This is a genomic window from Candidatus Accumulibacter contiguus (assembly GCF_012940005.1).
In the GTDB taxonomy this organism is placed as follows: domain Bacteria; phylum Pseudomonadota; class Gammaproteobacteria; order Burkholderiales; family Rhodocyclaceae; genus Accumulibacter; species Accumulibacter contiguus.
This window is the reverse complement of record NZ_SPMX01000035.1, coordinates 18,576-40,850: the sequence shown is the minus strand read 5'-3', so window position 1 is coordinate 40,850 and position 22,275 is coordinate 18,576. Positions and strand designations below refer to the sequence as shown.

Here is a 22,275-nt window from a genome sequence, read left to right as displayed (position 1 = left end):
GGGCTTTGGCAAAGGCCTGCGCCGAGACTTCTCGTGCCAGGTCGGCGCGGTTCGCCAGGTTGGCGAAGAAGGCGTCCAGTTCAGACTGCACTTTGGACGTGTACCCACCGAGCAGGCAGGCGATCAGGCGGGGAAAACTGAGGATGCCTGTTCGGGAGAAAGCCTTCTCCGTCAAACGCGACTGAATGAAAAAAGCTTGAGAAAAAAGGAAGTTAGAGAACGAGTCAACGACATTGACATAAAGATCTTGGCATATAAAATCTTACCTGGGTATCAAGGGGATAGGCATTTTGCCAGGAGCCTGCCCGACGTGCAACCGGGTATCTGACCGTTGATCAAATTATGACAATGGCGCGTTACGTTGAGAGCATTGAGGCGAACCCCTGCATAAAACCAACTCACGTTACACCGCCAGTCGCCCCTGATGTCCTGGTGCAACGGTTCGCTGATATGGCCATTCTGCAAGGTCTGTAGCACTTGGCGGCGGCCAATGCGGCGCTCTTTCATCCGCAACTCCGCATGTTCAGTGAAAACAAGGCGGCGCTTTTGGCTGCCGGCCTCCTTGACCCACTCGATAGCTTGCTTATCGGTCGGCTTGATGCAGGAAATCTTGCTCATGGCAATACATTGTATGCCTCAGATGGCAATAGTTCAACGCAGGCACATCTACCTTGCCTGAACTGTCAGACAGCATTGACGACTCGCAGGCCGTGCCCCCGATCTTCGGCCGGTTGCTCGATACCGGCTTGATCGAGAATCCAGCCTTCAATCTTCGTGTGCCACTGGCGCAACAGGTCGAGCGGGCGAACCCGGTAATGCTTCTCCGCGGTGGCGCTTGGCTTGTGGCCCATGATCTGCGCAGAGACTCCCGCGGGGCATTCCACCCACTCGGCCAGCGTACCAAAGGACCGGCGCAGGCCGTGTATGCTCAGTGCTGGCAGCCCGGCAGCGGTCAATGCCTTGTTGTGCATGATGCGCGGCTCCTGCAGCCTGCCTGATGCCGCTGTGGGGCTGCTGAATACCCATTCATTGCGACGGGGCAGGGCGGCCAGCAGCGAAGCGACGTAGGGCGTCAGCGGGATAGTGCGCTCGCCCTCAACCTTGTCCTTGATGGTCAGGGCCTTCCACTGGAAGTCCACATCTTCCCAGCGGATACTGGCTACCTCTTCACGGCGCGCGCCAGTCAGCAGGGCCGTTTGCAGGTAGGCGGCGATGACGGGATTCTGAATCTGGCGCACGGCGGCGAACCATGCCGGCAGTTGCTCGCGTTGCAGGCAGTCGTCCTTGGTGGATTTCTTCGGCAGTTCGTCGCGGGCCATGCGCGTGATGCAGGCGTCGGTGCGTGCTTGGTCGCGGTATTCGGGGCGATCTGAGCACCAGTTCAGGAAAGCGCGCAGCAGGCCGAAGGCAAGGCGGGTATGGGTCGGGCGCTTGGCGGATTCATCTTGCAGCCAGACGCGCACGCGGTCAGCGTCGATCTGTTCCAGAGGAAGGGCCAGTAGCGGGCGCAGGATGCCCGGCAGAGTCTTGTCACTCTCGCCGGGTCGGCGCCCTTGGGTGCGGTGCTCCCCTCCTTCCTTGCTCACGGTCGCATGGTCGCCGAGATGGCTTTGACTCCACCGCGGGGCGCGCGCTTCGATGTACTTCTGCCAGGCTTCCATTGCCGGCGCGGCGATGCGCTCCAGCTCGATACGCTTGGCATCGGCTTCGGCGCGCTTGGCCTCGGCTTCGGCTATCCGGTCGCGCTTCTCTTGGCGCGGATCGTTACCTGAGTCAATGAGCACTTGCAGGCGCCGGGCCTCGTCGCGTGCGGCGCCAAGGGTCCATGCCTTGGTGCTGCCGATGGTCAGCCGAACCGATGCGCCAGACTCCAAGCGGCTCTGCAAGACGTAGACCTTGCTGCCGCCGGCTGACGCCTTCAGGCCGAGTCCGGTCGATTCGGTGTCCCATAAAAAGGACGCTGCTTTGCCTGCCTCGCAGACAAACTTGGACACTCGCCCGGCAGTGAAAGGAACCTTGTTTTCGCTCATCTGATGGCCTCCGGTTTTGCTTACCAGCGGAATCCAGTAAGCACATAGTAAGCAGATTATAGCAATTCCGTTCAACGTCGTGCAACGTCAATTTACGCTAGATTGTTGTTTTTACGACGTTTAACATTCTTCCGTACATCCCTTTCAACGCCGAAAAATGCCTAGAAGTTGGGATTCATAACCCATAGGTCGGTGGTTCAATTCCACCCATCACCACCAAAGAAACAAGCACTTAGCCTAACTCGCAAGGTTGGGCTTTTTTGCGGGGTTACGCCGGGAACATCCTCTTCAGTCACCGGCTGCATGCCAAGGGTGGCGGCGACGTACACCATGGCACTCCGGACGAGATCGTCGAGCAGGTGCTGCTGTGGGACAAGGTGAAGGACCAACTGAAGCGCAAGGCGACCGAACTCTCCCTGGAGGAACAGCAGAAACTCTGCATCGCGCGCCTGCTGCCGGTGAAGCCGAAGATGCTGTTGATGGACGAGCCCTGCTCGGCGCTCGATCCCAAAGGCACCGAAGCGGTCGAGGAACTGCTTTGGGAACTGCGCGGCCAGTATACGATTCTCATCGTCACCCACAACATGGCGCAGGCCCGACACGCCAGTGAGGAGTGCGTGTTCATGCTGATGGGCAAGGTGGTCGAACATGCGCGCACCGATGAAATGTTCGTCACCCCTGCGCACAAGGTTATTCGCACTCGGTATCGAACGCCAGTGAACGAAATTCTCGATTGACTGCGGCTACCACGGCCGGCGATACTTTCGAGCGTGCGGTTGAATCTCCAATTCCTCCCATTGCTCCCATTGCTTATTTGTCCATGCCCCAGGAACATCTGATCATATTCGCCGCGCGTCTCGTCGAGATGGCTGGCGTGGCCGCGCTTCTTGTCGGTGCGATACTGGCTGCCGTTACCTTCGCTCGGCGTCTGGTGCGGCGCGCGGTTTTCGAGGAGGCTTACCTGGGCTTGCGTGCCGATCTCGGCCGCGCCATCCTGCTGGGGCTGGAGCTGCTGGTAATCGCCGACATCATCGGTACCGTGGCGATCAAGCCCACGTTCGAGAACCTCGGCGTGCTCGCGGCCATTGTGGCCATCCGCACGCTCCTCAGCTTCACGCTCGAGCTCGAAGTAAGTGGACGATGGCCGTGGCAGCGTCGGGAATGAGAACTCAAAGGAGTAACCATGCGCTCTTGTCTTGTTCTCGTGTTGCTGCTGTGCCCGCCTGGCGTGCTCGCGCAAGTTGCTCCGCCGTCCACCGAACGTCAGAAGCAACTCGTGCATCTGGTCCGTCAGGATTGCGGTTCGTGCCACGGCATGACGCTGCAAGGCGGTCTCGGACCCTCGCTGAGACCGCAGGCCCTGCAGGACAAACCGGTTGATTCGCTGGTTGCCACGATCTACAACGGTCGGCCAGGGACGCCGATGCCTCCCTGGCGGCGCTTCCTGAGCGAGGCCGAGGTGCGCTGGATCGTCGAACAGTTGCAGGCGGGATTTCCCGAATAGCAGTTATACTGTTCTGTTGCGCAGCAAACGGTTTGAAGACAAGGAGAGCAGCATGGGACTACTGGATGGCATCTTGGGTGACATTTTGGGAAAAACGACGGGTGCAGCGCGGCAGACGCCGACAGAGGATGGCAACAGCAATCTGCTGATGGCTCTCCTGCCAGTCGTCCTGGGGATGTTGATGAACCGCCAAGGCAACGCTGGCGGTACGGGCGGTGGTGGTCTCGGAGACCTGCTCGGCAGCATGCTGGGCGGACGTTCCGGCCAAGGTAGTGGAATTGGCGATGTTCTCGGCGGTACCGGTGGCAGCACTGCTGGTGGTGGACTCGCTGCGGTGCTGGGTAGCGTGCTCGGTGGCGGTGCCAGCGGCGAGGGAGGTTCCATTGGCTTGCCTGGCCTGGGTGGCCTGCTCGAACAGCTCCAGCGTGCTGGCTTCGCCGAGCAGGCCAGTTCATGGGTGGGTAGCGGGCAGAACCTTCCCATCGCGCCGGAGGCAATGGGCCAGATCTTTGGCAGCGACGCGTTGTCGCAGATCGCCCAACAGGCTGGTGTCAGCGAATCAGAGGCGTCCGAGGGTCTGTCGCAGCTTCTGCCTGAAGTAGTCGACCGTCTCACTCCCGACGGCAACGCGCCGGACCTCGATCAACTGCGGACCAGTGTCGACTCCCTGACCCGGCAATTCGGCGGCTGAGTTTGCCGCAGCGAGCTGTTTGACCGGGCTTCTTGCGACTGCCGCTCGCGCAGGACTCCGAATCATCCAGCCAACGACAGAACCGCCTCGGCGAATAGCAACTACAAGTTCTACAGCAACGACCCACAGTGGCAAGTGATGGCTACCGGGCTCGGTAATACCGGTGCGCCATATACGGGGAGCGCGGCTGACTTGACATTGCTCACCAACGAGATCGTTGATGCTAACGGTGGTGGCAATTCGTCACTTGGATGGGTCGGGCTGACCGCTGGCCCTGCCAACGGTGGTGGGCCATGGGGCGCTAGACCAGGCATCGACGCCGCCGCGCGCTGGGTCTGGTACAGTAGTAATGGGGATCCGGATCCGACCACACCCGGATTCAATCATGATGAGTGGTTGGTTTTCCGGGTTGCCGTGGACGCGCCCGCAACGGTTCCCGAACCGGGCAGCCTGGCGCTGGCCGGACTGGCTTTGGCTGGGTGGGATAGGGCGGCGCAGAGGCTGATCGCAGTCAGACGCGCCCTGGATGGCAGCTGGCTCAACGCCGCCGTAGTCTTCCTGCGTGTGATCGTAGCAGAAACCATAACCCATCCGTGACGGGTCATGGTACTACTCATCACACACGCAATTCACTGGTCAGCCGCTGATCATTGCTGACGTGGCAAGGCTTCTCTGGTGATCCTGGCGCTGCCGCTGATGCATGGCAGGTGCTCGATCAGGCTTGAGCGGCAAAGCAGGGCTGGCGGTGTGCCGAGGAGCAACTGGACCGATCGAAGTCCCTGGATTGCAGGACGGAGATGAACAACCTGTCATCCTCACTGATGTGGCGTTCAAACCAGTACTCGCAGTAGCGCAGGAAGGAATGCGCGTCCTGCCCACCATTGATGACTTCACCCAGGGCCTTGTGCAGCAGGCACAGTGTATCGGTGTGAATCCTGGCATGATCGGTGAAATCCAGTCCCGCCTCGTCCGCTATCCGTTCTTCAGTGGCGAAATGCCTCGCGAACTTATCGATGAGCTTGCCGAATTCGTCGATCGGCACGTAGCTGAGCTCAAAACAGTTGGTCTTGAGCGAGTCGATATGGTTAAAGATGTCCTCATGCTGAGCGTCGACTTCCGGCAAATCGACCAACAGCGCTTCCGGAAGCAAGCCGGGAATGTACATTGTCATTTCAGGTCTCCTTTGGCAACGGATAGGTATCTTTTGTTATCCCTACAGTATAGGAGGAATGCCTGTAGAATTCCAGAGAGAAATTGGATTTAAGTCAGGCAAATATCTTCCTGGTCGTTGCTTGTCGGCCAGAATCATGCGCTCCTTGGCGAGCAACTCAAGCGCGCCGAGGCTTACATGGACAAGTCGCGGCAGCAGCGGCTGCGCACCTTGTCCACTTCTGGCGTCGAAGGTCCGGTCAAACTGTAGTCATCTCGTTCGCGGCACTGCCATCCAGAAAGGAGGATTCACCATGCCTCAGAAGTATCTGATTGACCAGCGGAGCAGGACGAGCGGCGGTGGTCCGCCCGACTTTCCTGCCTTGGCGCGCAAGGCCGCGGTCAGCGGGCGGCCAATCAGATTCTTCCGGTTTGCACGTTCCAGTCGCTCGGCCAGCCGCGGACTCGGCGGCGGTGCTTGCCGGCGACGCGGCGATGCGCGCGAAGGCAATTCCCCCACGACCCATTTGTCGCGCCCGCGCGGGTTAGTCATTCTTGCCTTGCCGCCATTCTCAGGCCGGTTTTCTTGAGAATGCCGGTCGAAAACAGTACATCATGCGAACGGCAGTCGCTCCCGATGATCTCGGCGATGCTCGCCACCTTGGCCAGAACCTCGGCGCGTGAACCGCCATGCACCATGGCAAACAGGTTGTATGGCCATTCGGGGAGCCGGCGCGGCCGGTGGTAGCAGTGGGTCACGAAATCGAGCCCGCCGACGCGTACGCCGAGTTCGTCGATACGCTCGTCCGGCACGTCCCAGACGCTCATGCCGTTGGCGGTATAGCCGATTGCGTAGTGGTTGGGCACCGCGCCGATACGGCGGATGACGCCGCTCTCGAGCAGGCGGGTCAGGCGCACCATCACTTCCTCGGGTGCGATGCCGATCGCTTCGGCGAGCTGGTGATATGGCCTTGTGACCAGCGGCAGGCCGTTCTGGGTGGCAATGACGAGACGGCGATCGGTCGCATCGAGAATGGCGGCGGCTTGAGTGCTCACGACCGCACCGCCAGCTTCATTTCGACGAAGTATTCCTGCAGCTTCGGAAAGGGAAAGACCGGCAGGCCGCTGGCCTCCTCGATCCGGCGTACCGCGGTGTCGATGCCGTCGGCGGTCTCGGTGGCGAGCACGAACCACATGTTGAACTCACAGTTGCGGTCGCTTTCGCGGCGGTAGTTGTGCGCTACCTCGGGAAAGGCATTGACGATTTCGAGGACGCGCAGCCACTCTGCATCAGGAACGCGCATTGCCGCCAGAACGAAGGCACCGCCCATGCGCTCGACCTGAAACATCGGGCCGAAGCGGGTCAGCACGCGCGTTGTCAGCATTCGCTGCAGGCGTTCGAGGAGTTCCGTTTCGCTGATGCCGAGCCTCTCGGCAATTTCGGCGTAGGGCCGTTCGCAGATCGGGAATCCGCCCTGCAGGCCGTCGATGATCGCGCGATCGGTCGCGTCGATGCTCGCCGCTTCACGCATAACGGGCACCGCACTGCTTGAAGCGGGTCAGCGAGAACAGCACCGCGTGCGCGTAATCGGTCAACTGCAGGCGTGCTCGCAGCTCGGCGATGCGGGCCTCGACTTCCGCCCGTGCCTGGCCGTGGATCATGCAGAACAGGTTGTAGCGCCAGGTCGGCGGCACGCGCGGGCGCCGATAGCAGAGATTCACCCCTGATTCGCACGCCAGGCGCTCGCCGATGGCGCTGACGCTGGCGTCGGGAATGTCGTGCACCAGCATCGCATTGGCCGTATAGCCGAGTTCGTGATGCCTGACGATCACCCCGAAGCGCTTGATGATTCCCTCTGCGCACCAGCGACGGATGCGTTCGAGCACTTCGTTCTCGTCGCAGCCGACCCGGCTGGCCAGCACCGAGAACGGCCGAATGAACAGCGGCAAGCCTTCCTGCAGGGCCATCACCAGACGACGTTCGAATTCGTCGAGCGGCGTCGGTGCAGCGAAAGGCTGACTGCACACGCGTACCTTGCTCGGCCTCTCATTCTGGCCGTCAAGCGCAAAACCCAGGTCGATGTGGTATTCCTCGAGCAGCGGCAGCTTCAACACCGGCCAGCCGGTCATTTGTTCGATCGCGCCCAGGGCCGCCTGCAGGCGCCCTTCCGACCCGGCAGTGGCGACGAACCAGAGGTTGTAGCAGTGCTCGCGTTCGTAATTGTGGTTAACCTCGGGAAAGCGGTTGACCGCCGCGGCAACCATGGCCAGTTTGTCTGCCGGTACCGCCATCGCTGCCAGCGTACTGGCGCCGATGCGTTTAGGAGCGAAAATGGCGCCGACGCGCGCGATCTTGCCTTCGCGACGCAACGCTTCCAGTGCCCGCAACACGGCTCCCTCGGCAACTCTGAGCCGGGAAGCCAGTTCGGCAAATGGCGCCGAACAGAGCGGAAAATCCCGCTGAAAGTCGTTGAGCAGGCGAAAGTTGATCGCTTCGTCAAGCGTGTTGTCGAGTCTGTTCATCAGAAGCCCGTGCGATTGGCGCGACTGGTGAAGAAAATCCCGCTCGGCGCCTGTACGTCCAGTTCGCCGAGCTTCGTGAACGTCGCCGTATCGTAGATCAGTACGCGGTTGTCGTCGCGAGCGGAAATCCAGATCTGCTCACCGCGCGGTGTGAACTCCATGTGCAGGACAGCCTTGCCCGGTGCGAGCGTTTTCACCACTTTCCCGCTCAGCGTATCGATCACTTCGACCCAGCCGTTGTCGGGAAACGCGTAATTGACCCACACCTGCCGGCCATCCGGCCGCGCCATCACGAACACCGGTTGCCCCTTGACCGGGATGTGGGCGATTTCCTGCCAGTTGCCGCCGGCAACGACCAAGACCTCGTGGCGGCCGATCGCCGGCAGGTAGGCGTTGCCCTGTGCCATGGACCAGCCGCGCAGGTGCGGCATCTTGAATACCGGCAGCTTTTCCTGGCCACGCCCATAGTTCCCGAGAATTCGCCGCGTGCCCTGTTCGGGCCGCCAGGTGTCGAGCAGGGCGACACCGTCCTCGCCGAACAAGCCGGCCAGGTAATATCGGCCATCGGGGGTCACCAGCCCGTCGTAGGGCTGTAGCCCCGCCGGATAGCGTTGCGTCTGCGGCTGCCGAGGGTCGGAGAAATCGCTGACCCAGATCTCGCCGCCATCGAAGAGCGCGTAGGCGAAACGCTGACCGACGAGATCGGCGAGGCCGACGACTTTCGAAAAACTTCCCGGCGCATACTCGGCAGGTACTTCGGAGAGCAGTTCGAGGGTTTCGGCGTCAAAAGCCTTGATGCCGCCGGGCGTGTAATTCTGCGCGACGACGATGCGGCCGTCCTGCGAGATCGCGCCGCCGATGGCGTTGCCCGACTGCAGCACGCGCTTGACGATACGTGCTTCGAGCAGATCGACCTTGCTCAGTCCGCCGTCACGCCCGAAGACGTAAGCATAGCGACCATCGCGCGCATAGACCACCGAGGCGTGCGAGAGGTCGCCGAGGCCACCGATGCGCGCATAGACATCTCGCCGGCTGGTATCGACGAGGCTGATCTGCCCATGCGCGCGCTCGATGACCACCCCGAGGTCACCGGTACCCCGCAGAGTCGGCGCGGCGCAGGCCGCGAGCAGGATAATCGACAGCAGGGTCAGTAATTTTTTCATGTTCATCACTCCAGAGGCGCCGCTGGCGCTCAGATGTTTTCCGCCGCGCAGCGCCAGGGCGCTGCTTGATGATCATTGCCCGCGCAGCACGCCGGCCTATTTCTTCCTGGACGGCGCACTGGCCTTGCACATCCTGCCGGGCATCAGCAGACTCGCCTGATAGGCCGAAATGGCGAGCAGTTGATCATTGTCGTACTTGCTGATGATTCTGAGCATCTCCGGGTTGGCGTTGCGGCGCTTGCCGTCGCGGATCTCGGTCATCTGGCGCAGCAGATATTTGTAGTGCTGCCCGGCGATCACCGGATAAGCCTTGTCCCTGAAGCCTTCGCCGCTGGCCCCATGGCATGCCCGGCACTCCTTCTCGTAAAGCACCTTGCCGGTCGCCACTTGCTGAGCGACGTCCTGCCCCTCGTATCGGCCATGCTCGACGGGAATACACAGCCCCTCGATGTAGGCAGCGACGTCGGCCAGCTCCTGCGGATCGGTCAGGAGCGCAGCAAACGGGTACATCGTCGGGTTGTCGCGCACACCGGCGCGGATGTCGGCCATCTGTTTGATCAGCACACTGCTGTGCTGGCCCGCAAGCTGCGGGATGCTGCCGTCGGAAAGTCCGCCTGCCGACGGCAGGTGGCAGCTACGGCACAACTCGTAGATTTCCTCACCACTCTTCCTGTTGCCCTTGAGCTCGAGCGCCTCGCTCTTCTCGCCTGCCGGCGCCTGCCATGGGTAATTCCTGACCTCGATGCCCGCAGCCCTGGGTCCCGGCGGCTCGGCATGCGCAAGCGCCGCGGCAAGCATTGCCAGAGAAAATCCCAGAACCCGTTTGTTCATTGTCCACTCCCTGCTGTTTGAGAACGGTATCGACCGCCGCCGGTCAACAGTTCACCGCGGCAATATGCCACAGATGGTGAATGCTGGCACTGCCGGATAATTTGATCTGAGTAAAATATTCTGGCAGCGGCCGCCGGCCTCTACCCTGAATCGCTCGTCCGCCGCCTGGCGGCTGCCTTGTTCGCCAGGGAAGCGCGCGCAGACGATAATGTGCCGCCGCCGCAAACACCAACCGATGCCCTTCCCGATGACCAAGAACCTGTTTCTCGATGCCGCCATCCTGCTCGCAATCACCATCCTCGGCGGCCTCGGGTACCAGCTGGCACCACTGCTCAATCCGAAAGCCGACATCGCGTTACCGCTGTCCGGCTGCAATCTCGACCGGCAGGCCTGCGTCGCAGCGCTGCCAGACGGCGGTCAGCTCGAGTTCTCGATTGAACCACGACCGATCCCGGTACTCCAGACATTGCAGTTGCAGGCCAGCTTCCAGGGTACCGAGGTGCGCAAGGTCGAAGTCGATTTTACCGGCAGTACCATGAATATGGGCTACAACCGACCGCGCCTCGAAAGGCAGGGCGGCAGTGAGCGCTTCACCGCGTCGGCCAGCCTGCCGGTGTGCATCACCGGCAGCATGGAATGGGATGCCACCGTGCTCGTCGACACCGGCAAGGCCGTCGTCGCCGTCCCCTTCCGCTTCGTCACCGGCCACTGAAACCGCGAGAGCCGATGCCGCGGCAGCGAAGCTTCGATTTCCGAGCCTTGCCGTGTGCGGCCGCGCCGACGACAGCATTTACGTGCTTCGCGAGTGAAGGGATGGGCAGTCGGAATGCGGGAATTCGGACGAAATGGTACGCCAGGATTTCGGGATGATTGAGTTGGCCGCCAGCCCCCCTTGGGCAGCATACTAGCTGGCAGCCGTTCCTTGCGCACGGATCAGCTACCCGTAGCGTGGTGATTGCTTCCTCGCTTACTGGCAATCTTCTCGTCCTCTTCCTCATCGCCCTGCGAATCGAGTACTTCCTGCAGGTCGTCGAGATCCTTTCGGTTTTGCCGTAAAAAAAAAGACCATCCCCCAGCCCAGCGTTGCAGCGATGACAGCGACCAGCGCGACGGCACCCCAATCGAGACTGGCCAGCGATCCAGAATCCATTGATCTCTCCTCTTTGTGACTGCGAACATTATGCTTCTTGCGGCTGATTGGCGCAGCATCTTCGGTCTGGATATGGCAAACGACAGAGAAATCAATTATCCTCGGGCCTCCAGAACATAATTAAAGATGGAGTTTGAAGGATGACCAACAAAGGGCAACTCTTACAAGACCCGTTTCTCAACACCCTGCGGCGTGAGCGGGTGCCGGTTTCGATCTACCTGGTGAACGGCATCAAGCTGCAGGGTCAGGTCGATTCGTTCGACCAGTATGTCGTCCTGCTCAAGAACTCGGTGACTCAGATGGTCTACAAGCATGCGATCTCGACGGTCGTTCCGTCGCGCCCGATCACCATCCAGCAGGACAGCGACAGCGAGGCATGATGCACTCTGCAACATCCTTGACCGGCTCGCCGCTGCTGTGGATAGCTGCGTCAAGCCCCTTCTTTTGCCCTTCACTGACGGCTGCAGCTTGCGGCAGCCTTTCCTAGATCATCGGCATGGTTGAACGCGCGGCCGCCAAAGAACGGGCGGTCATCGTCCAGCTCGACTTCGGTCGTGAAGACCTTGCCGAACAGCTTGCCGAAGTCCGATTGCTGACCCGGTCGGCGGGTGCTGCGGTCTGTGCCATCGTGCAGGGGAGTCGCCACAGCCCGGATGCAGCGACCTATGCCGGCAAGGGCAAGGTCGAGGAAGTGGCTGCCGAGATCAACGTGCACCAAGCCGATCTGGTGATCTTCAATCATGAACTCAGCGCCGGCCAGGAGCGCAACCTGGAACGCAGGCTGCAGTGCCGCGTCATCGACCGGACCAGTCTGATCCTCGACATCTTCGCGCAGCGGGCGCAAAGTTCGGAGGGCAAGCTGCAGGTCGAACTGGCTCAGCTCGAACACCTGTCGACACGACTGGTGCGCGGCTGGACCCACCTGGAACGGCAGAAAGGCGGTATCGGCCTGCGCGGCCCAGGAGAAACGCAGCTCGAAACCGACCGTCGCCTGCTCGGTATCCGCGTCAAGCTGCTCAAGGAACGCCTGGCCAGGCTCGAACGCCAGCGTGGCGTGCAGCGCAAGGCGCGCGGCCGGGGAGAGTTGCTGAACGTTTCGCTGGTGGGTTACACCAATGCCGGCAAATCGACGCTGTTCAATGCGCTGACGCATGCCGGCGTTTTTGCCGCTGACCAGTTGTTCGCTACTCTGGATACGACCACACGCAAATTGTGGCTGGGCGAGGCCGGCCATATCGTGCTTTCCGATACCGTTGGCTTCATCCGCGACCTGCCGCACTCGCTGGTAGCCGCTTTCCATGCCACGCTCGAAGCCACGGCCGAGGCGGATCTGCTGTTGCACGTGGTTGATTCGGCAAGTCCGGCGCGCGACGACCAGATCGCTGACGTCAACAAGGTGCTGGCCGAGATCGGCGCTGCCGATGTGCCGCAACTGACGGTGCAGAACAAGCTAGATCTTACCGGGCTGCCACCGGCGGTCGAGCGTGACGAGTATGGTAGAATCTCGCGCGTTCGCCTTAGTGCTGTCTCCGGCGATGGTTTACCCCTGCTGCGCGAGGCGCTTTCCGAACTGGCTCTGGCGAAGACGCGGGACTTGCAGGACCTACGGGATTTGCAGGAGTTGCGGGACAGCCGCGAGCGGGCAGCAGGTGCTGCCACTGTGCAGAATGTCGATAGGATTCTCGATTCAGATGGTTCCCCATGATTTATAGCCTTGGAGTTTTTATGTCGCTCAATGACCCACAGTGGGGCAATCGCGGCAACGATGGCGGCGGTGGCAAGCGGCCCAATCAGGGGCCGCCCGACCTTGAACAGTTATGGCGCGACCTCAATCGCAAGCTGTCCGCAATTTTCGACAGGAAGCGTTCTGGCAGCAACCAGGGCGGTGATCGCGGTGGCGATCGTCCCCCGATCCAGTTCAACAGCAGGTTCCTTGGCGGCGGCATTGGCTTGCTCCTGGCGCTGGTCGTGGTGGTCTGGCTGGCCAGCGGTTTCTATATTGTCGACGCATCGCAAAGGGGCGTCGTGCTCGAGTTCGGCCGCTACAAGGAGAGCACCGATCCGGGTTTGCGCTGGCGACTACCGTATCCGATCCAGGCGCATGAACTGGTCAACATCTCCGGCGTGCGCACCGTCGAGATCGGCTATCGCGGCAGCGAAAAAAAACAAGGTACTCAAGGAAGCACTGATGCTGACTGACGACGAGAACATCATCAACATCCAGTTCGCCGTGCAATGGTTCCTCAATGACCCCGTCGAGTATGTCTTCAACAACCGCCATCCGGACGATGCGGTGATGCAGGTCGCAGAAACAGCGATTCGCGAAATCGTCGGCAAGAACAAGATGGATTTCGTCCTCTACGAGGGGCGCGAGCAGGTCGCAGTCAATGCCGCAAAACTGATGCAGGAAATCCTCGATCGTTACAAGACCGGCATTCTGATTTCCAAGGTCACGATGCAGAATGCACAGCCGCCGGAGCAGGTGCAGGCGGCGTTCGACGATGCGGTCAAGGCATCACAGGATCGCGAACGTCAGAAGAACGAGGGTCAGGCCTACGCCAATGACGTCATCCCGAAAGCTCGCGGCACCTCCGCGCGCCTGCTCGAGGAGGCAGAGGGTTACAAGAAACGCGTCATCGCCACTTCCGAGGGAGATGCAAGCCGCTTCCGGCAGATCTACACGGAATACGCCAAGGCGCCGGAAGTGACGCGCAGTCGCATGTATCTCGATACCATGCAGCAGGTCTATTCCAGCACCAGCAAGGTGCTGGTCGATGCCAAGGGGCAGGGGAACCTGCTGTACCTGCCGCTCGACAAGCTGCTGCAGGCGTCCGGAGCCGCTGCAGCGGCCGCGCCTGCCGCTGGCAACCAGGAGCTGCCGGCAGCGGTGAGGCCGGCGCCGGTGGTTTCCAACGAGGTGCCGCCACAGGTGGTCGAGAAAAATGAAGCACGTTCGCGTGAGACGCTACGGCAGCGTGATCGGGAGTCTCGCTGATGAAAGCAAGCATTAATATCGTTGCGGCCGTTTTCGTGGCCGTGCTGGTGGTGCTCGGGGCGACCATTTTTACGGTTGATCAGCGTCAATACGCGATCATCTTTCAGCTCGGCGAAGTTCGCAATGTCATCGAGGAACCGGGCCTGTACTTCAAATGGCCGCTGATCCAGAACGTGCGCTATTTCGACAAGCGCATTCTCACCCTGGATAGCACCGAACCCGAGCGTTTCATCACCTCGGAAAAAAAGAATGTTCTCGTGGATTCCTTCACCAAGTGGCGAATCATCGATCCCAAGCTCTACTACATCTCGGTTGCCGGTGACGAATCGCGAGCCAAAACGCGGCTGACGCAGACCGTCAATGCCGGACTGCGCGAGGAATTCGGCAAACGCACCGTGCATGATGTGGTTTCGGGGGAGCGCGACAAGATCATGGCCCAGATGCGCGAGAAGGCCGACCTCGATGCCCGCAAGATTGGCGTGCAGATCGTCGACGTGCGTGTCAAGCGTGTCGAATTGCCCAGTGACGTCAGCGAATCCGTGTATCGCCGCATGGACGCAGAGCGTAAACGGGTGGCCAACGAATTACGTTCGCAGGGTTCCGCCGAGGCCGAGAAGATTCGCGCCGACGCCGACAAGCAACGCGAGGTGATCGTTGCCGAAGCCTATCGCGACGCACAGAAGATGAAGGGGGAAGGCGATGCCAGGGCCTCGGCGATTTATGCGCAAGCCTTTGAAGGCAGCCCGGAGTTCTACGCTTTCTATCGCAGCCTCGAAGCCTATCGCAACAGCTTCAAGGGCAAGAACGACCTGATTGTCGTCGAGCCCAACTCCGATTTCTTCAAATACATGAAGAGCATCAGCCGGAGTGGCGACAAAGCCGGCAAATGATCGATCATCTGCTGCTTGCCTTTGCCCTGATGCTGGTGCTTGAGGGGCTGCTGCCGTTCGTGGCGCCGAACGCCTGGCGTGAAACCTTCCGGCGTCTGATTCGCTTTTCCGACGGGCAGATCCGTTTCATCGGCCTGACCTCGATGCTGGTCGGGCTGGTACTGCTGATGATTTTCCGATGAACTGGCTACTGCCCGAACATATTGCCGATGCCCTGCCGTCAGAAGCTGCGCAGATCGAGCGGCTGCGCCGGACGCTGCTGGATCTGTTCCGCGTGCATGGCTACGAGTTGGTGATGCCACCGCTGCTCGAACACCTGGATTCCCTGCTCACCGGCTCCGGGCACGATCTGCGGCTGCGGACCTTCAAGCTGGTCGATCAATTGTCGGGACGGACGCTCGGCGTGCGCGCCGACATCACGCCGCAGGTTGCCCGCATCGACGCCCACCTGCTCAATCGCCAGGGGGTGACGCGGCTGTGTTACTGCGCCAGCGTGCTGCATACCCTGCCGGCATCGCTGACCGCGAGCCGCGAACCGATCCAGCTGGGAGCCGAACTGTATGGCCATGCCGGCGTCGCCGCCGACCGCGAAGTCATTCGCCTGATGGCCGCCGCGCTCGACGCTGCCGGCGTCCCGGCAGCGCGTATCGATCTTGGTCACGTTGGTGTTTTTCGCTCGCTGGCGGCAGCGGCCGGCATCGATGCCGAACTCGAGGGAACACTGCTGCAGTTGCTGCAAGCCAAGGACGTGCCGAGTCTTCGCGAGCCTTGCGGCCAGCTCGACGAACCGCTACGTTCTGCGCTGCTGGCGCTGCCCGACCTCTATGGCGGCGTCGAGACCCTTGCCGCGGCAGCCAGGGCGCTGCCCGCCTTGCCGGAAATCACTGCGGCGCTGGACACCTTGCGGCAGTTGCAGGAGTCTCTGCCCGATCTGCCGCTGTCATTCGATCTCGCGGATCTGCGCGGCTACCACTACCACAACGGCGTGGTCTTCGCGGCCTATTGCCCGGACTTCTCGAGTGCCATCGCACGCGGTGGGCGTTATGACGGCGTCGGCAGGGCTTTCGGCCGGGCGCGGCCAGCAACCGGTTTTTCGATGGATTTGCGCGAACTGGCGCGGCTGGCGGCGAATGGTACGCAGGGTACGCAGCCCGGGGCGATTCTGGCGCCTGATGCGGCGGATACGGCGGCACTGGCGGCAGCGATTGCCGCGCTGCGCGCGCAGGGCGAGGTCGTCGTCGAACTCCTGCCGGCCGAAATGAGCAGCGAAGGGCCACGGTGCGACCGCCAACTGGTCGAACGTGACGGGCAATGGCTTGTTGAGGCAATCACTGGAATGGATCACGGGAATGGCTAAGAATGTGGTAGTCGTCGGGACGCAATGGGGCGACGAGGGCAAAGGCAAGATCGTTGACTGGCTGACCGATCATGCCAGGGGTGTCGTTCGCTTCCAGGGTGGCCACAACGCAGGGCACACGCTGGTGGTCGGCGGCCAGGTCTACAAGCTCAACCTGGTTCCCTCCGGGATCGTGCGTGCGGGCGTCGATTGCTTCATCGGCAACGGTGTCGTGCTCGACATCCATCATCTGATCAGCGAGATCAAGGTACTCGAGGCGGGCGGCATCGACGTGCGTTCGCGGCTCAAGGTCAGTCCGGGCTGTCCGATCATTCTGCCTTATCATGCGGCCCTCGATCATGCACGCGAGGCGGCGAAGTGTGCGGATTTGCGCATCGGTACCACCGGCAAGGGCATCGGCCCGGCCTATGAAGACAAGGTGGCGCGGCGGGCGCTGCGGGTCTATGATCTGTTCTATCCCGACCGTTTCGCCGAACGGCTGAAGGACAATCTCGATTACCACAACTTCGTCCTGACCCGCTATCTCGGGGCCGCGGCGGTCGATTTCGATGCCGTATTCGCGCAGGCGATGGCTGATGCCGAAGAGATCAAGCCGCTGGTCACCGATGTGTCGGCAGCGCTGCATGCGCTCAACCAGGCAGGTCACAATCTGCTCTTCGAAGGCGCCCAGGGCGCCTTGCTCGACATCGATCACGGTACTTATCCCTTTGTCACCTCCTCGAACTGTGTTGCCGGCCAGGCCGCCGCCGGATCGGGGATCGGTCCGGGGATGCTGCATTACGTGCTGGGAATCACCAAGGCGTATTGCACACGCGTCGGCGGCGGTCCCTTCCCGAGTGAACTCGACATCGAAACAGCCGGTCAGCCAGGGCACCAGATGTCGCAGAAGGGGCGTGAAGTCGGTACCGTCACCGGTCGCAAGCGGCGTTGTGGCTGGCTCGATGCGGCAGCACTCAGGCGCTCGATCCAGATCAACGGCGTCACCGGCCTGTGCATCACCAAGCTCGACGTTCTCGATGGCCTGTCGGAGCTGAAGATCTGTGCCGCTTATCGGCTGGACGGCAAGCTCGTCGAGCTGCTGCCGATGGGCGCCGACGAGGTTGCTGCCTGTCAGCCCGTGCTGGAGACCTTGCCAGGCTGGTCCGAGTCCACGGTCGGTGCCAGCACGATGGAGGCCCTGCCGGCAGCGGCGCGTGCCTATCTGGCGCGCATCGAAGAAATCTGCGACATTCCGATCGACATCATTTCGACAGGACCGGAGCGTGCCGAAACGGTGCTTCGCCGACATCCTCTGGGGAACCCGGTATAGCAGCAGTCAGTCGATAGCAAACGAGGGAATCCGGCTGCATCTTCGTGAAAGCCGGGAGCCGAATCGGCAAGCATCTGATTCCCGTCGGTGCGGAGAGGGTGCAGCCAGAACTTTGCGGGAGGTGAACATGGGCATTCTCGATTGGTTCAAGAACCGGCCGGCGCAATTCGACCCGGATGGTGTCTCCGAGGAAATGGTGCGAGCGGCGGTCGACAAGGCGATCACCTTGACCAACCCGCGTCTGGCGGTGCTGCCTTCCTGCCACCGCCGCCTGACTCCGGCAGTCGAGACGGCCATCGAATTCCTCCGCACCCTGGTACAGGCGCTGCCCAGCGTGCACACCCTGTCGGCGACGATCTGGTCGGCCGATCCGGCCTTGCGGGCCTTCTTTGTCGCGCCGACGGATATCCCGGTGGTGCTCGGGCGATCCGACAATCTGCGCACCCTGTTCAACAAATTCCCCGAACTCGATGAGGCTTGCCTGGTCCTCGGCATGGCGTTCAACGAGCAGCGAACCTTCGGGATGGCGCTGCAAGGGGAGATGGTGCAGCGTGATGTGGTGCAAACCAGCGTCAGCTTCTCGGACCATCGCGCACATCTCTGTGGTCGCGACGAATCCCGCTTGCGGCGTGTCGTGGGGGTACAGGTTTTCGAGTACCTGCTGGCACAGGCCCTGTCGGAGATCGGCGAGGAACGCGTCGAAAGACAGGAACTGGAGGGCAACCGTGCGCTGATCCGGGCACGCCTGCGCCTGCTGCAGCAACAGGGACCGGGCCTCGGTTCAATGTTTGGCTCACAGCCGGCAGCACGTGGTGAGCAAGCCAGGCTGGAGGCAGAATTACTGGACAACGAACGGCAACTGCAAGCCATAGGTGGCGGCGAAACGGCGTTGGAAGCAGAACTCGAATGTCTGCAGGCGGTACTGGAAAACCCTGGCCGCTATCTGCGCGTCGAGCAGAAGCAGTTGCGGCTGACCACGATGAACGTCGTGACCGAGAAAACAAGCAATGAAATGGCCGCCGAGATCGATTTCGCCATCGCGGAGCTGACGGGTGCCCAGAAGGTGCGGCGGGCTTTCGTGCTCGCACGCGTCGCACGCAGCGAGGTGCCGTCCCCGGCAAAGATCAATTTTGACGATGCCGCGCGTTATCTCTGAGGCTTGCCCGGCAGCTTGCGGCGAAGGCATGTGCGCCGCGCCGCGGCTTGCTGGCGCCGTCCACAGCAGGGTGCATTACAAACCAGGACATTGGACGTGTGTTTTCACGTCCGCCATACGCCGAGGAGCGTCAGAATGACTCAAGAGGAACTCCGTGACCAACTGCTTTCGCCAGTCCTGCAATGGACCCGGCTGGGGCGGCAGAGCAGCGAATTGATCGTCGGTTCGCTGGAGGTGATCAGCGAACGCAGCAACGGTCTGCTGCGCGGCGCCATGCGGCGTGACCCGCATGACTGGAACGAAATGGGTCTGATGACCAGGGAGAAGCTGACGGTGCCGATCGAGGCCGCGGTCGCCATGCTCTCGGCGATCCCGAGCCAGGTGCAGCAGTTCGTGAGCGAGAGCACTGCGGCAAGCTCGGCAGTCGCCGGCAGTGCCCTGGCGCTCGCCAGCAGTCGCAGCCCCGCGGAGTTCAGCGCCCGCCAGGCAGCGTTTTGCAGCGCCCTGACCGGTCTCGCGGTGAATTGGTATCAGCTCTGGGGCCGCGCTGGCGCGGTCGTCGAGGAAGGATTGCGGCCGATTCTACGTCAGGTCAAGAGCAACGCGGAACGACTTGGCGACCGCTAGTTTTGGCATTGCCGTCAGCGGGACGGTGGCTTGAGCCGCGCTCCCGCGTACCCGAATCAAACCGCCATCACGATTGCGCCGTAGCTCGCCACGGTGGCGTCGCGCGACAGCAGCCGCATGGGCTCGGCAGTAGCCTGTGCAACGAGAATCCGGTCGAACGGATCGGCATGCCGCGGCGGCAGGGTTTCGACCACGACGGCGTGCCGCCAGGCTACTGGCAGTTCCCGGTAGCCGGCTGCGGCGCACAGCTCGGCAGCACGAGCTCCGCTCACCGGCATTTGGCCGCGCCCAAGTGCGTGCTTGATGGCAATTTCCCAGATCGAAGCGGCACTGACATAGATTTCGTTCCCCGGGTCGGCGATCAGGTCGTGCGCCATGGCACCCAGCCGGGCGGACCCGGTCAGCGCCCACAGGACAATCTGCGTATCGAGCAAGAGTCGCACGATTACTGTCCGCCGAGGAACAACGATGCCACTTCGGCGTTGTGTGTGTCGATGTTCTCGGGTACCTCGAACTCGCCCCGCGCCAGTCCGATGCGACGGGATACATCCTCCTGGATCGGCACGAGGCGCGCCACCGGCTTGCCGTTGCGGGAAATCACGATCTCGTTTTCTGCGCCCGTGGCGATCTGATCGATCAGGCGCGAGAGATGGGTTTTGGCGTCGAACAGGCTGACGGTTTGCATGCGCTTGCTCCAGAAATTGATTTGACTAGTCTAGTCAAACCAGACTAGTCAAACCAGAAAGTTCTGACAAGATCTTTGTAATCTTTCAAAGAGGTGGTTCTGGCGGCATGGACGCCGCCGCTGGTGTTGACACTGACCGGCTGTCCGGACGCTTCAGTCATTGCGGCGGCCGCCGGCGATGGCGCGCAGGAACTCGTTGCGCAACTGCGTCGAGCGCTCGAATTCTCCGCTGAACGACTGGGTGATCACCCGCTCGTCGCCGCGCCGGTCTTCACCGAGCAGCAGACACAACTGCTCGGCTTCGACCACGCAGGCCGCACCTCGTGCCTTGCCGTGCTGCATCAGCGCGTCGGCGATGTCGCGGGTCATCCATTCCTGGTAGGTGAAGCGATGACCAATCGCGTCGACCAGGCGGGCGATGCGGCCAAAGCCGTGCAGGCGACCGCCGGGCAGGTAGGCGACATGCGCGACGCCGCGAAAAGGCACCAGATGGTGCGGGCAGACGCCATGCACGGCAATGCCGCGCACCACCACCAGGTCGCTGCGCAGATCGGCAAAGCCGTCGCCGAGCGCGGTCGCCGGGTCGAGGTCGTAACCGCCGAGCAGGCGGCGCTGCCAGAGTTCGCGGACACGCTGTGGGGTTCGCCCGATGTGCGTGGCGTCCGGAGCAATCCCGCAGGCGGTCAGCAGATCGCCGACCGCGCGCTCGAAAGCGGCCGGGTCGAAGGCCTGCTGGCGCGGGATGCCGATCTCGCTTGCGGATACGGGTGCTGGGTCGTGTTGGCTGCAGTCAGACATGGCATGCTTCCTGTGTGCATGGGGGGAGGGTGATCATACGCCGTGCGTGGCGATGCTGATCGCGATTTCGTTTGCTGCAGCGGGCCATGGAGGCCGTTGATGAGCGATAATGCCGGGCTTGGGTTTCATGACCATTGGGAAGGACACGCATGAAGAGCGTTGATGATTTCCGTCTGCAGTTTGGCAACAAGGAACTGGTGCCGATCGTGATCGGTGGCATGGGTGTCGATATTTCGACCGCCGAACTGGCGCTCGAAGCCGCTCGACTCGGCGGCATCGGACATATTTCCGATGCCATGATCAATACCGTTGCCGATCGGCGCTTCAACGCCAAGTTCGTCAAGGACAAGCTCAGGCAGTACAAATTCAACGTCGCCAATACCGACAAATCGATGGTTCGCTTCGATCTCGGGCAACTCGCCGAGGCGACCCAGATGCACGTCGGCAGGACCATGGAAGCGAAGCGTGGCGAGGGCCTGATTTTCGTCAATTGCATGGAGAAGCTGACCATGAACGCCCCGCGCGAGACGCTGCGTGTGCGCATGGCGGCAGCGCTCGACGCCGGCATCGACGGCATCACGCTCGCCGCCGGCCTGCACCTCGGCTCCTTCGCGCTGATCGAGGAGCATCCACGTTTCCGCGATGCCAAGCTCGGAATCATCGTCTCCTCCCTGCGCGCGCTGCAGCTGTTCCTGCGCAAGACCGCCCGCTGCAAGCGACTTCCCGACTATGTGGTGGTCGAAGGACCGTTGGCCGGAGGACACCTGGGTTTCGGCATGGACTGGGCGAATTACGATCTGGCGACGATCTTCGCCGAGATTCATCACTATCTGCAGAGCGAGCAACTCGATATTCCCCTGATTCCGGCGGGCGGGATCTTTACCGGCAGCGATGCCGTGTCGTTTCTCGAAAGCGGTGCGGCTGCCGTCCAGGTGGCGACGCGCTTTACCGTGTCGAAGGAATGTGGCTTGCCGGAAGACGTCAAGCAACGTTATTTCGAGGCCAGCGAAGACCAGATCGAGGTCAACCAGATTTCCCCGACCGGCTACCCGATGCGCATGTTGAGCAACAGTCCGGCGATCGGCGACGGAATTCGACCCAATTGTGAGGCCTACGGCTATCTTCTCGACAGTACCGGCAATTGTTCGTACATCAGCGCGTACAACCGTGAGGTGGAAGCGAATCCCGGCGTCAAAAAAAATAGTGGTCCGCGACAAGACCTGTCTGTGTACGCAAATGCGCAACTTTGATTGCTGGACCTGTGGCCACTATGCGTACCGTCTGAAGGACACTTCCAGGCGCTTGCTGGACGGCAGTTACCAGTTGCTGAGCGCAGAGCACATCTTCCACGATTATCAGTTCAGTACCGACGGCAAGATCGCGGTGCCGGCATAGTGCCGCCGGGTGTTGCGGCAGC

General features: G+C 61.6%; 27 protein-coding genes and 2 pseudogenes. 17 read left to right on the top strand and 12 right to left on the bottom strand.

The window, feature by feature from the left end:
• Positions 1 to 273 precede the first annotated feature (273 nt).
• Together E4Q08_RS12955 and E4Q08_RS12950 are read right to left on the bottom strand one after the other, a co-directional pair.
• Positions 274 to 618, bottom strand: coding sequence for a DUF4258 domain-containing protein (locus E4Q08_RS12955; RefSeq protein WP_169070678.1), 345 nt, complete (start codon positions 616 to 618; stop codon positions 274 to 276).
• Between the two features lie 65 nt (positions 619 to 683).
• Positions 684 to 2,030, bottom strand: a complete 1,347-nt coding sequence (locus E4Q08_RS12950; protein ID WP_169070677.1) for a tyrosine-type recombinase/integrase — start codon at positions 2,028 to 2,030, stop codon at positions 684 to 686.
• A gap of 260 nt (positions 2,031 to 2,290) precedes the next feature.
• Between E4Q08_RS12950 and E4Q08_RS12945 the strand changes: the two genes are divergently transcribed.
• The 5 genes from E4Q08_RS12945 to E4Q08_RS12925 all read left to right on the top strand — a co-directional run bounded on the left by E4Q08_RS12945 (position 2,291) and on the right by E4Q08_RS12925 (position 4,822).
• Positions 2,291 to 2,767, top strand: a complete 477-nt coding sequence (locus E4Q08_RS12945) for a phosphate ABC transporter ATP-binding protein (RefSeq protein WP_248594894.1) — start codon at positions 2,291 to 2,293, stop codon at positions 2,765 to 2,767.
• Between the two features lie 83 nt (positions 2,768 to 2,850).
• Entirely contained in the window at positions 2,851 to 3,195 is a 345-nt protein-coding gene (locus E4Q08_RS12940; protein WP_034911267.1) for a DUF1622 domain-containing protein, read from the top strand.
• Between the two features lie 18 nt (positions 3,196 to 3,213).
• Positions 3,214 to 3,534 carry a c-type cytochrome gene (locus tag E4Q08_RS12935; protein WP_169070676.1) on the top strand — a complete coding sequence of 107 codons (321 nt, stop codon included), beginning with the start codon at positions 3,214 to 3,216 and terminating at the stop codon, positions 3,532 to 3,534.
• 73 nt (positions 3,535 to 3,607) lie between these two features.
• On the top strand, positions 3,608 to 4,225 hold the full coding sequence (locus E4Q08_RS12930; RefSeq protein WP_248594893.1) for a YidB family protein: 618 nt from the start codon (positions 3,608 to 3,610) through the stop codon (positions 4,223 to 4,225).
• A 192-nt stretch (positions 4,226 to 4,417) separates the two neighbouring features.
• Entirely contained in the window at positions 4,418 to 4,822 is a 405-nt protein-coding gene (locus E4Q08_RS12925; protein WP_169070674.1) for a PEP-CTERM sorting domain-containing protein, read from the top strand.
• 118 nt (positions 4,823 to 4,940) lie between these two features.
• Here E4Q08_RS12925 and E4Q08_RS12920 read toward each other — a convergent pair whose 3' ends face one another.
• Positions 4,941 to 5,390, bottom strand: coding sequence for a hemerythrin family protein (locus tag E4Q08_RS12920; RefSeq protein ID WP_211203412.1), 450 nt, complete (start codon positions 5,388 to 5,390; stop codon positions 4,941 to 4,943).
• 123 nt (positions 5,391 to 5,513) lie between these two features.
• Here E4Q08_RS12920 and E4Q08_RS25455 point away from each other — a divergent pair, with 123 nt between their 5' ends.
• Complete coding sequence (locus E4Q08_RS25455; RefSeq protein ID WP_256435984.1) at positions 5,514 to 5,645, top strand: hypothetical protein; 132 nt, start codon at positions 5,514 to 5,516, stop codon at positions 5,643 to 5,645.
• A gap of 48 nt (positions 5,646 to 5,693) precedes the next feature.
• Here the strand turns inward: E4Q08_RS25455 and E4Q08_RS12915 are convergent, their stop codons facing one another.
• From E4Q08_RS12915 to E4Q08_RS12890, 6 genes are all read right to left on the bottom strand, one after another.
• Complete coding sequence (locus tag E4Q08_RS12915; RefSeq protein WP_034911539.1) at positions 5,694 to 5,927, bottom strand: hypothetical protein; 234 nt, start codon at positions 5,925 to 5,927, stop codon at positions 5,694 to 5,696.
• On the bottom strand, positions 5,924 to 6,430 hold the full coding sequence (gene ahbB, locus E4Q08_RS12910) for a siroheme decarboxylase subunit beta (protein ID WP_169070673.1): 507 nt from the start codon (positions 6,428 to 6,430) through the stop codon (positions 5,924 to 5,926). Before ahbB (E4Q08_RS12910) ends, E4Q08_RS12915 begins: the two co-directional genes overlap by 4 nt.
• Entirely contained in the window at positions 6,427 to 6,906 is a 480-nt protein-coding gene (locus tag E4Q08_RS12905; protein ID WP_169070680.1) for an Lrp/AsnC family transcriptional regulator, read from the bottom strand. Before E4Q08_RS12905 ends, ahbB (E4Q08_RS12910) begins: the two co-directional genes overlap by 4 nt.
• Positions 6,899 to 7,897 carry a siroheme decarboxylase subunit beta gene (ahbB, locus tag E4Q08_RS12900; RefSeq protein ID WP_169070672.1) on the bottom strand — a complete coding sequence of 333 codons (999 nt, stop codon included), beginning with the start codon at positions 7,895 to 7,897 and terminating at the stop codon, positions 6,899 to 6,901. The genes E4Q08_RS12905 and ahbB (E4Q08_RS12900) overlap by 8 nt, the downstream gene beginning before the upstream one ends.
• Complete coding sequence (locus E4Q08_RS12895) at positions 7,897 to 9,060, bottom strand: cytochrome D1 domain-containing protein (RefSeq protein WP_169070671.1); 1,164 nt, start codon at positions 9,058 to 9,060, stop codon at positions 7,897 to 7,899. The genes ahbB (E4Q08_RS12900) and E4Q08_RS12895 overlap by 1 nt, the downstream gene beginning before the upstream one ends.
• A gap of 96 nt (positions 9,061 to 9,156) precedes the next feature.
• The gene (locus E4Q08_RS12890; RefSeq protein WP_034912829.1) at positions 9,157 to 9,891 is read right to left on the bottom strand and encodes a c-type cytochrome; all 735 of its coding nucleotides are present in this window, start codon (positions 9,889 to 9,891) and stop codon (positions 9,157 to 9,159) included.
• Positions 9,892 to 10,138: 247 nt separating this feature from the next.
• Here E4Q08_RS12890 and E4Q08_RS12885 point away from each other — a divergent pair, with 247 nt between their 5' ends.
• The 10 genes and pseudogenes from E4Q08_RS12885 to E4Q08_RS12840 all read left to right on the top strand — a co-directional run bounded on the left by E4Q08_RS12885 (position 10,139) and on the right by E4Q08_RS12840 (position 19,375).
• A complete protein-coding gene (locus E4Q08_RS12885) occupies positions 10,139 to 10,603 on the top strand; it encodes a hypothetical protein (RefSeq protein ID WP_169070670.1) in 465 nt (154 codons plus the stop codon).
• 578 nt (positions 10,604 to 11,181) lie between these two features.
• A complete protein-coding gene (gene hfq / locus E4Q08_RS12880) occupies positions 11,182 to 11,421 on the top strand; it encodes an RNA chaperone Hfq (protein ID WP_034912835.1) in 240 nt (79 codons plus the stop codon).
• Between the two features lie 116 nt (positions 11,422 to 11,537).
• A complete protein-coding gene (gene hflX, locus E4Q08_RS12875; RefSeq protein ID WP_034912837.1) occupies positions 11,538 to 12,746 on the top strand; it encodes a GTPase HflX in 1,209 nt (402 codons plus the stop codon).
• A 20-nt stretch (positions 12,747 to 12,766) separates the two neighbouring features.
• A pseudogene (gene hflK, locus E4Q08_RS12870) lies at positions 12,767 to 14,036 on the top strand (FtsH protease activity modulator HflK).
• Positions 14,036 to 14,926: a protease modulator HflC gene (gene hflC / locus E4Q08_RS12865; protein WP_169070669.1), complete on the top strand. Its 891-nt coding sequence runs from the start codon at positions 14,036 to 14,038 to the stop codon at positions 14,924 to 14,926. The pseudogene hflK and the gene hflC overlap by 1 nt, the downstream one beginning before the upstream one ends.
• Positions 14,923 to 15,108: a DUF2065 domain-containing protein gene (locus tag E4Q08_RS12860; RefSeq protein ID WP_034926320.1), complete on the top strand. Its 186-nt coding sequence runs from the start codon at positions 14,923 to 14,925 to the stop codon at positions 15,106 to 15,108. The genes hflC and E4Q08_RS12860 overlap by 4 nt, the downstream gene beginning before the upstream one ends.
• Complete coding sequence (locus tag E4Q08_RS12855) at positions 15,105 to 16,283, top strand: ATP phosphoribosyltransferase regulatory subunit (protein WP_034912844.1); 1,179 nt, start codon at positions 15,105 to 15,107, stop codon at positions 16,281 to 16,283. The genes E4Q08_RS12860 and E4Q08_RS12855 overlap by 4 nt, the downstream gene beginning before the upstream one ends.
• Positions 16,276 to 17,592 carry an adenylosuccinate synthase gene (locus E4Q08_RS12850; protein ID WP_034912846.1) on the top strand — a complete coding sequence of 439 codons (1,317 nt, stop codon included), beginning with the start codon at positions 16,276 to 16,278 and terminating at the stop codon, positions 17,590 to 17,592. The genes E4Q08_RS12855 and E4Q08_RS12850 overlap by 8 nt, the downstream gene beginning before the upstream one ends.
• Positions 17,593 to 17,719: 127 nt before the next feature.
• Positions 17,720 to 18,748 carry a hypothetical protein gene (locus E4Q08_RS12845; RefSeq protein ID WP_034912848.1) on the top strand — a complete coding sequence of 343 codons (1,029 nt, stop codon included), beginning with the start codon at positions 17,720 to 17,722 and terminating at the stop codon, positions 18,746 to 18,748.
• 135 nt (positions 18,749 to 18,883) lie between these two features.
• Positions 18,884 to 19,375, top strand: a complete 492-nt coding sequence (locus tag E4Q08_RS12840; RefSeq protein WP_034912850.1) for a hypothetical protein — start codon at positions 18,884 to 18,886, stop codon at positions 19,373 to 19,375.
• Positions 19,376 to 19,431: 56 nt separating this feature from the next.
• Here E4Q08_RS12840 and E4Q08_RS12835 read toward each other — a convergent pair whose 3' ends face one another.
• The 3 genes from E4Q08_RS12835 to folE all read right to left on the bottom strand — a co-directional run bounded on the left by E4Q08_RS12835 (position 19,432) and on the right by folE (position 20,858).
• Positions 19,432 to 19,818, bottom strand: a complete 387-nt coding sequence (locus E4Q08_RS12835; protein WP_308240133.1) for a type II toxin-antitoxin system VapC family toxin — start codon at positions 19,816 to 19,818, stop codon at positions 19,432 to 19,434.
• 2 nt (positions 19,819 to 19,820) lie between these two features.
• Positions 19,821 to 20,060, bottom strand: a complete 240-nt coding sequence (locus E4Q08_RS12830) for a type II toxin-antitoxin system Phd/YefM family antitoxin (RefSeq protein WP_034912855.1) — start codon at positions 20,058 to 20,060, stop codon at positions 19,821 to 19,823.
• A gap of 153 nt (positions 20,061 to 20,213) precedes the next feature.
• Positions 20,214 to 20,858 carry a GTP cyclohydrolase I FolE gene (gene folE, locus E4Q08_RS12825; RefSeq protein WP_169070668.1) on the bottom strand — a complete coding sequence of 215 codons (645 nt, stop codon included), beginning with the start codon at positions 20,856 to 20,858 and terminating at the stop codon, positions 20,214 to 20,216.
• 149 nt (positions 20,859 to 21,007) lie between these two features.
• Between folE and E4Q08_RS12820 the strand changes: the two are divergent.
• Positions 21,008 to 22,253: pseudogene (locus E4Q08_RS12820) on the top strand (nitronate monooxygenase).
• The last annotated feature ends 22 nt before the right edge of the window (positions 22,254 to 22,275 follow it).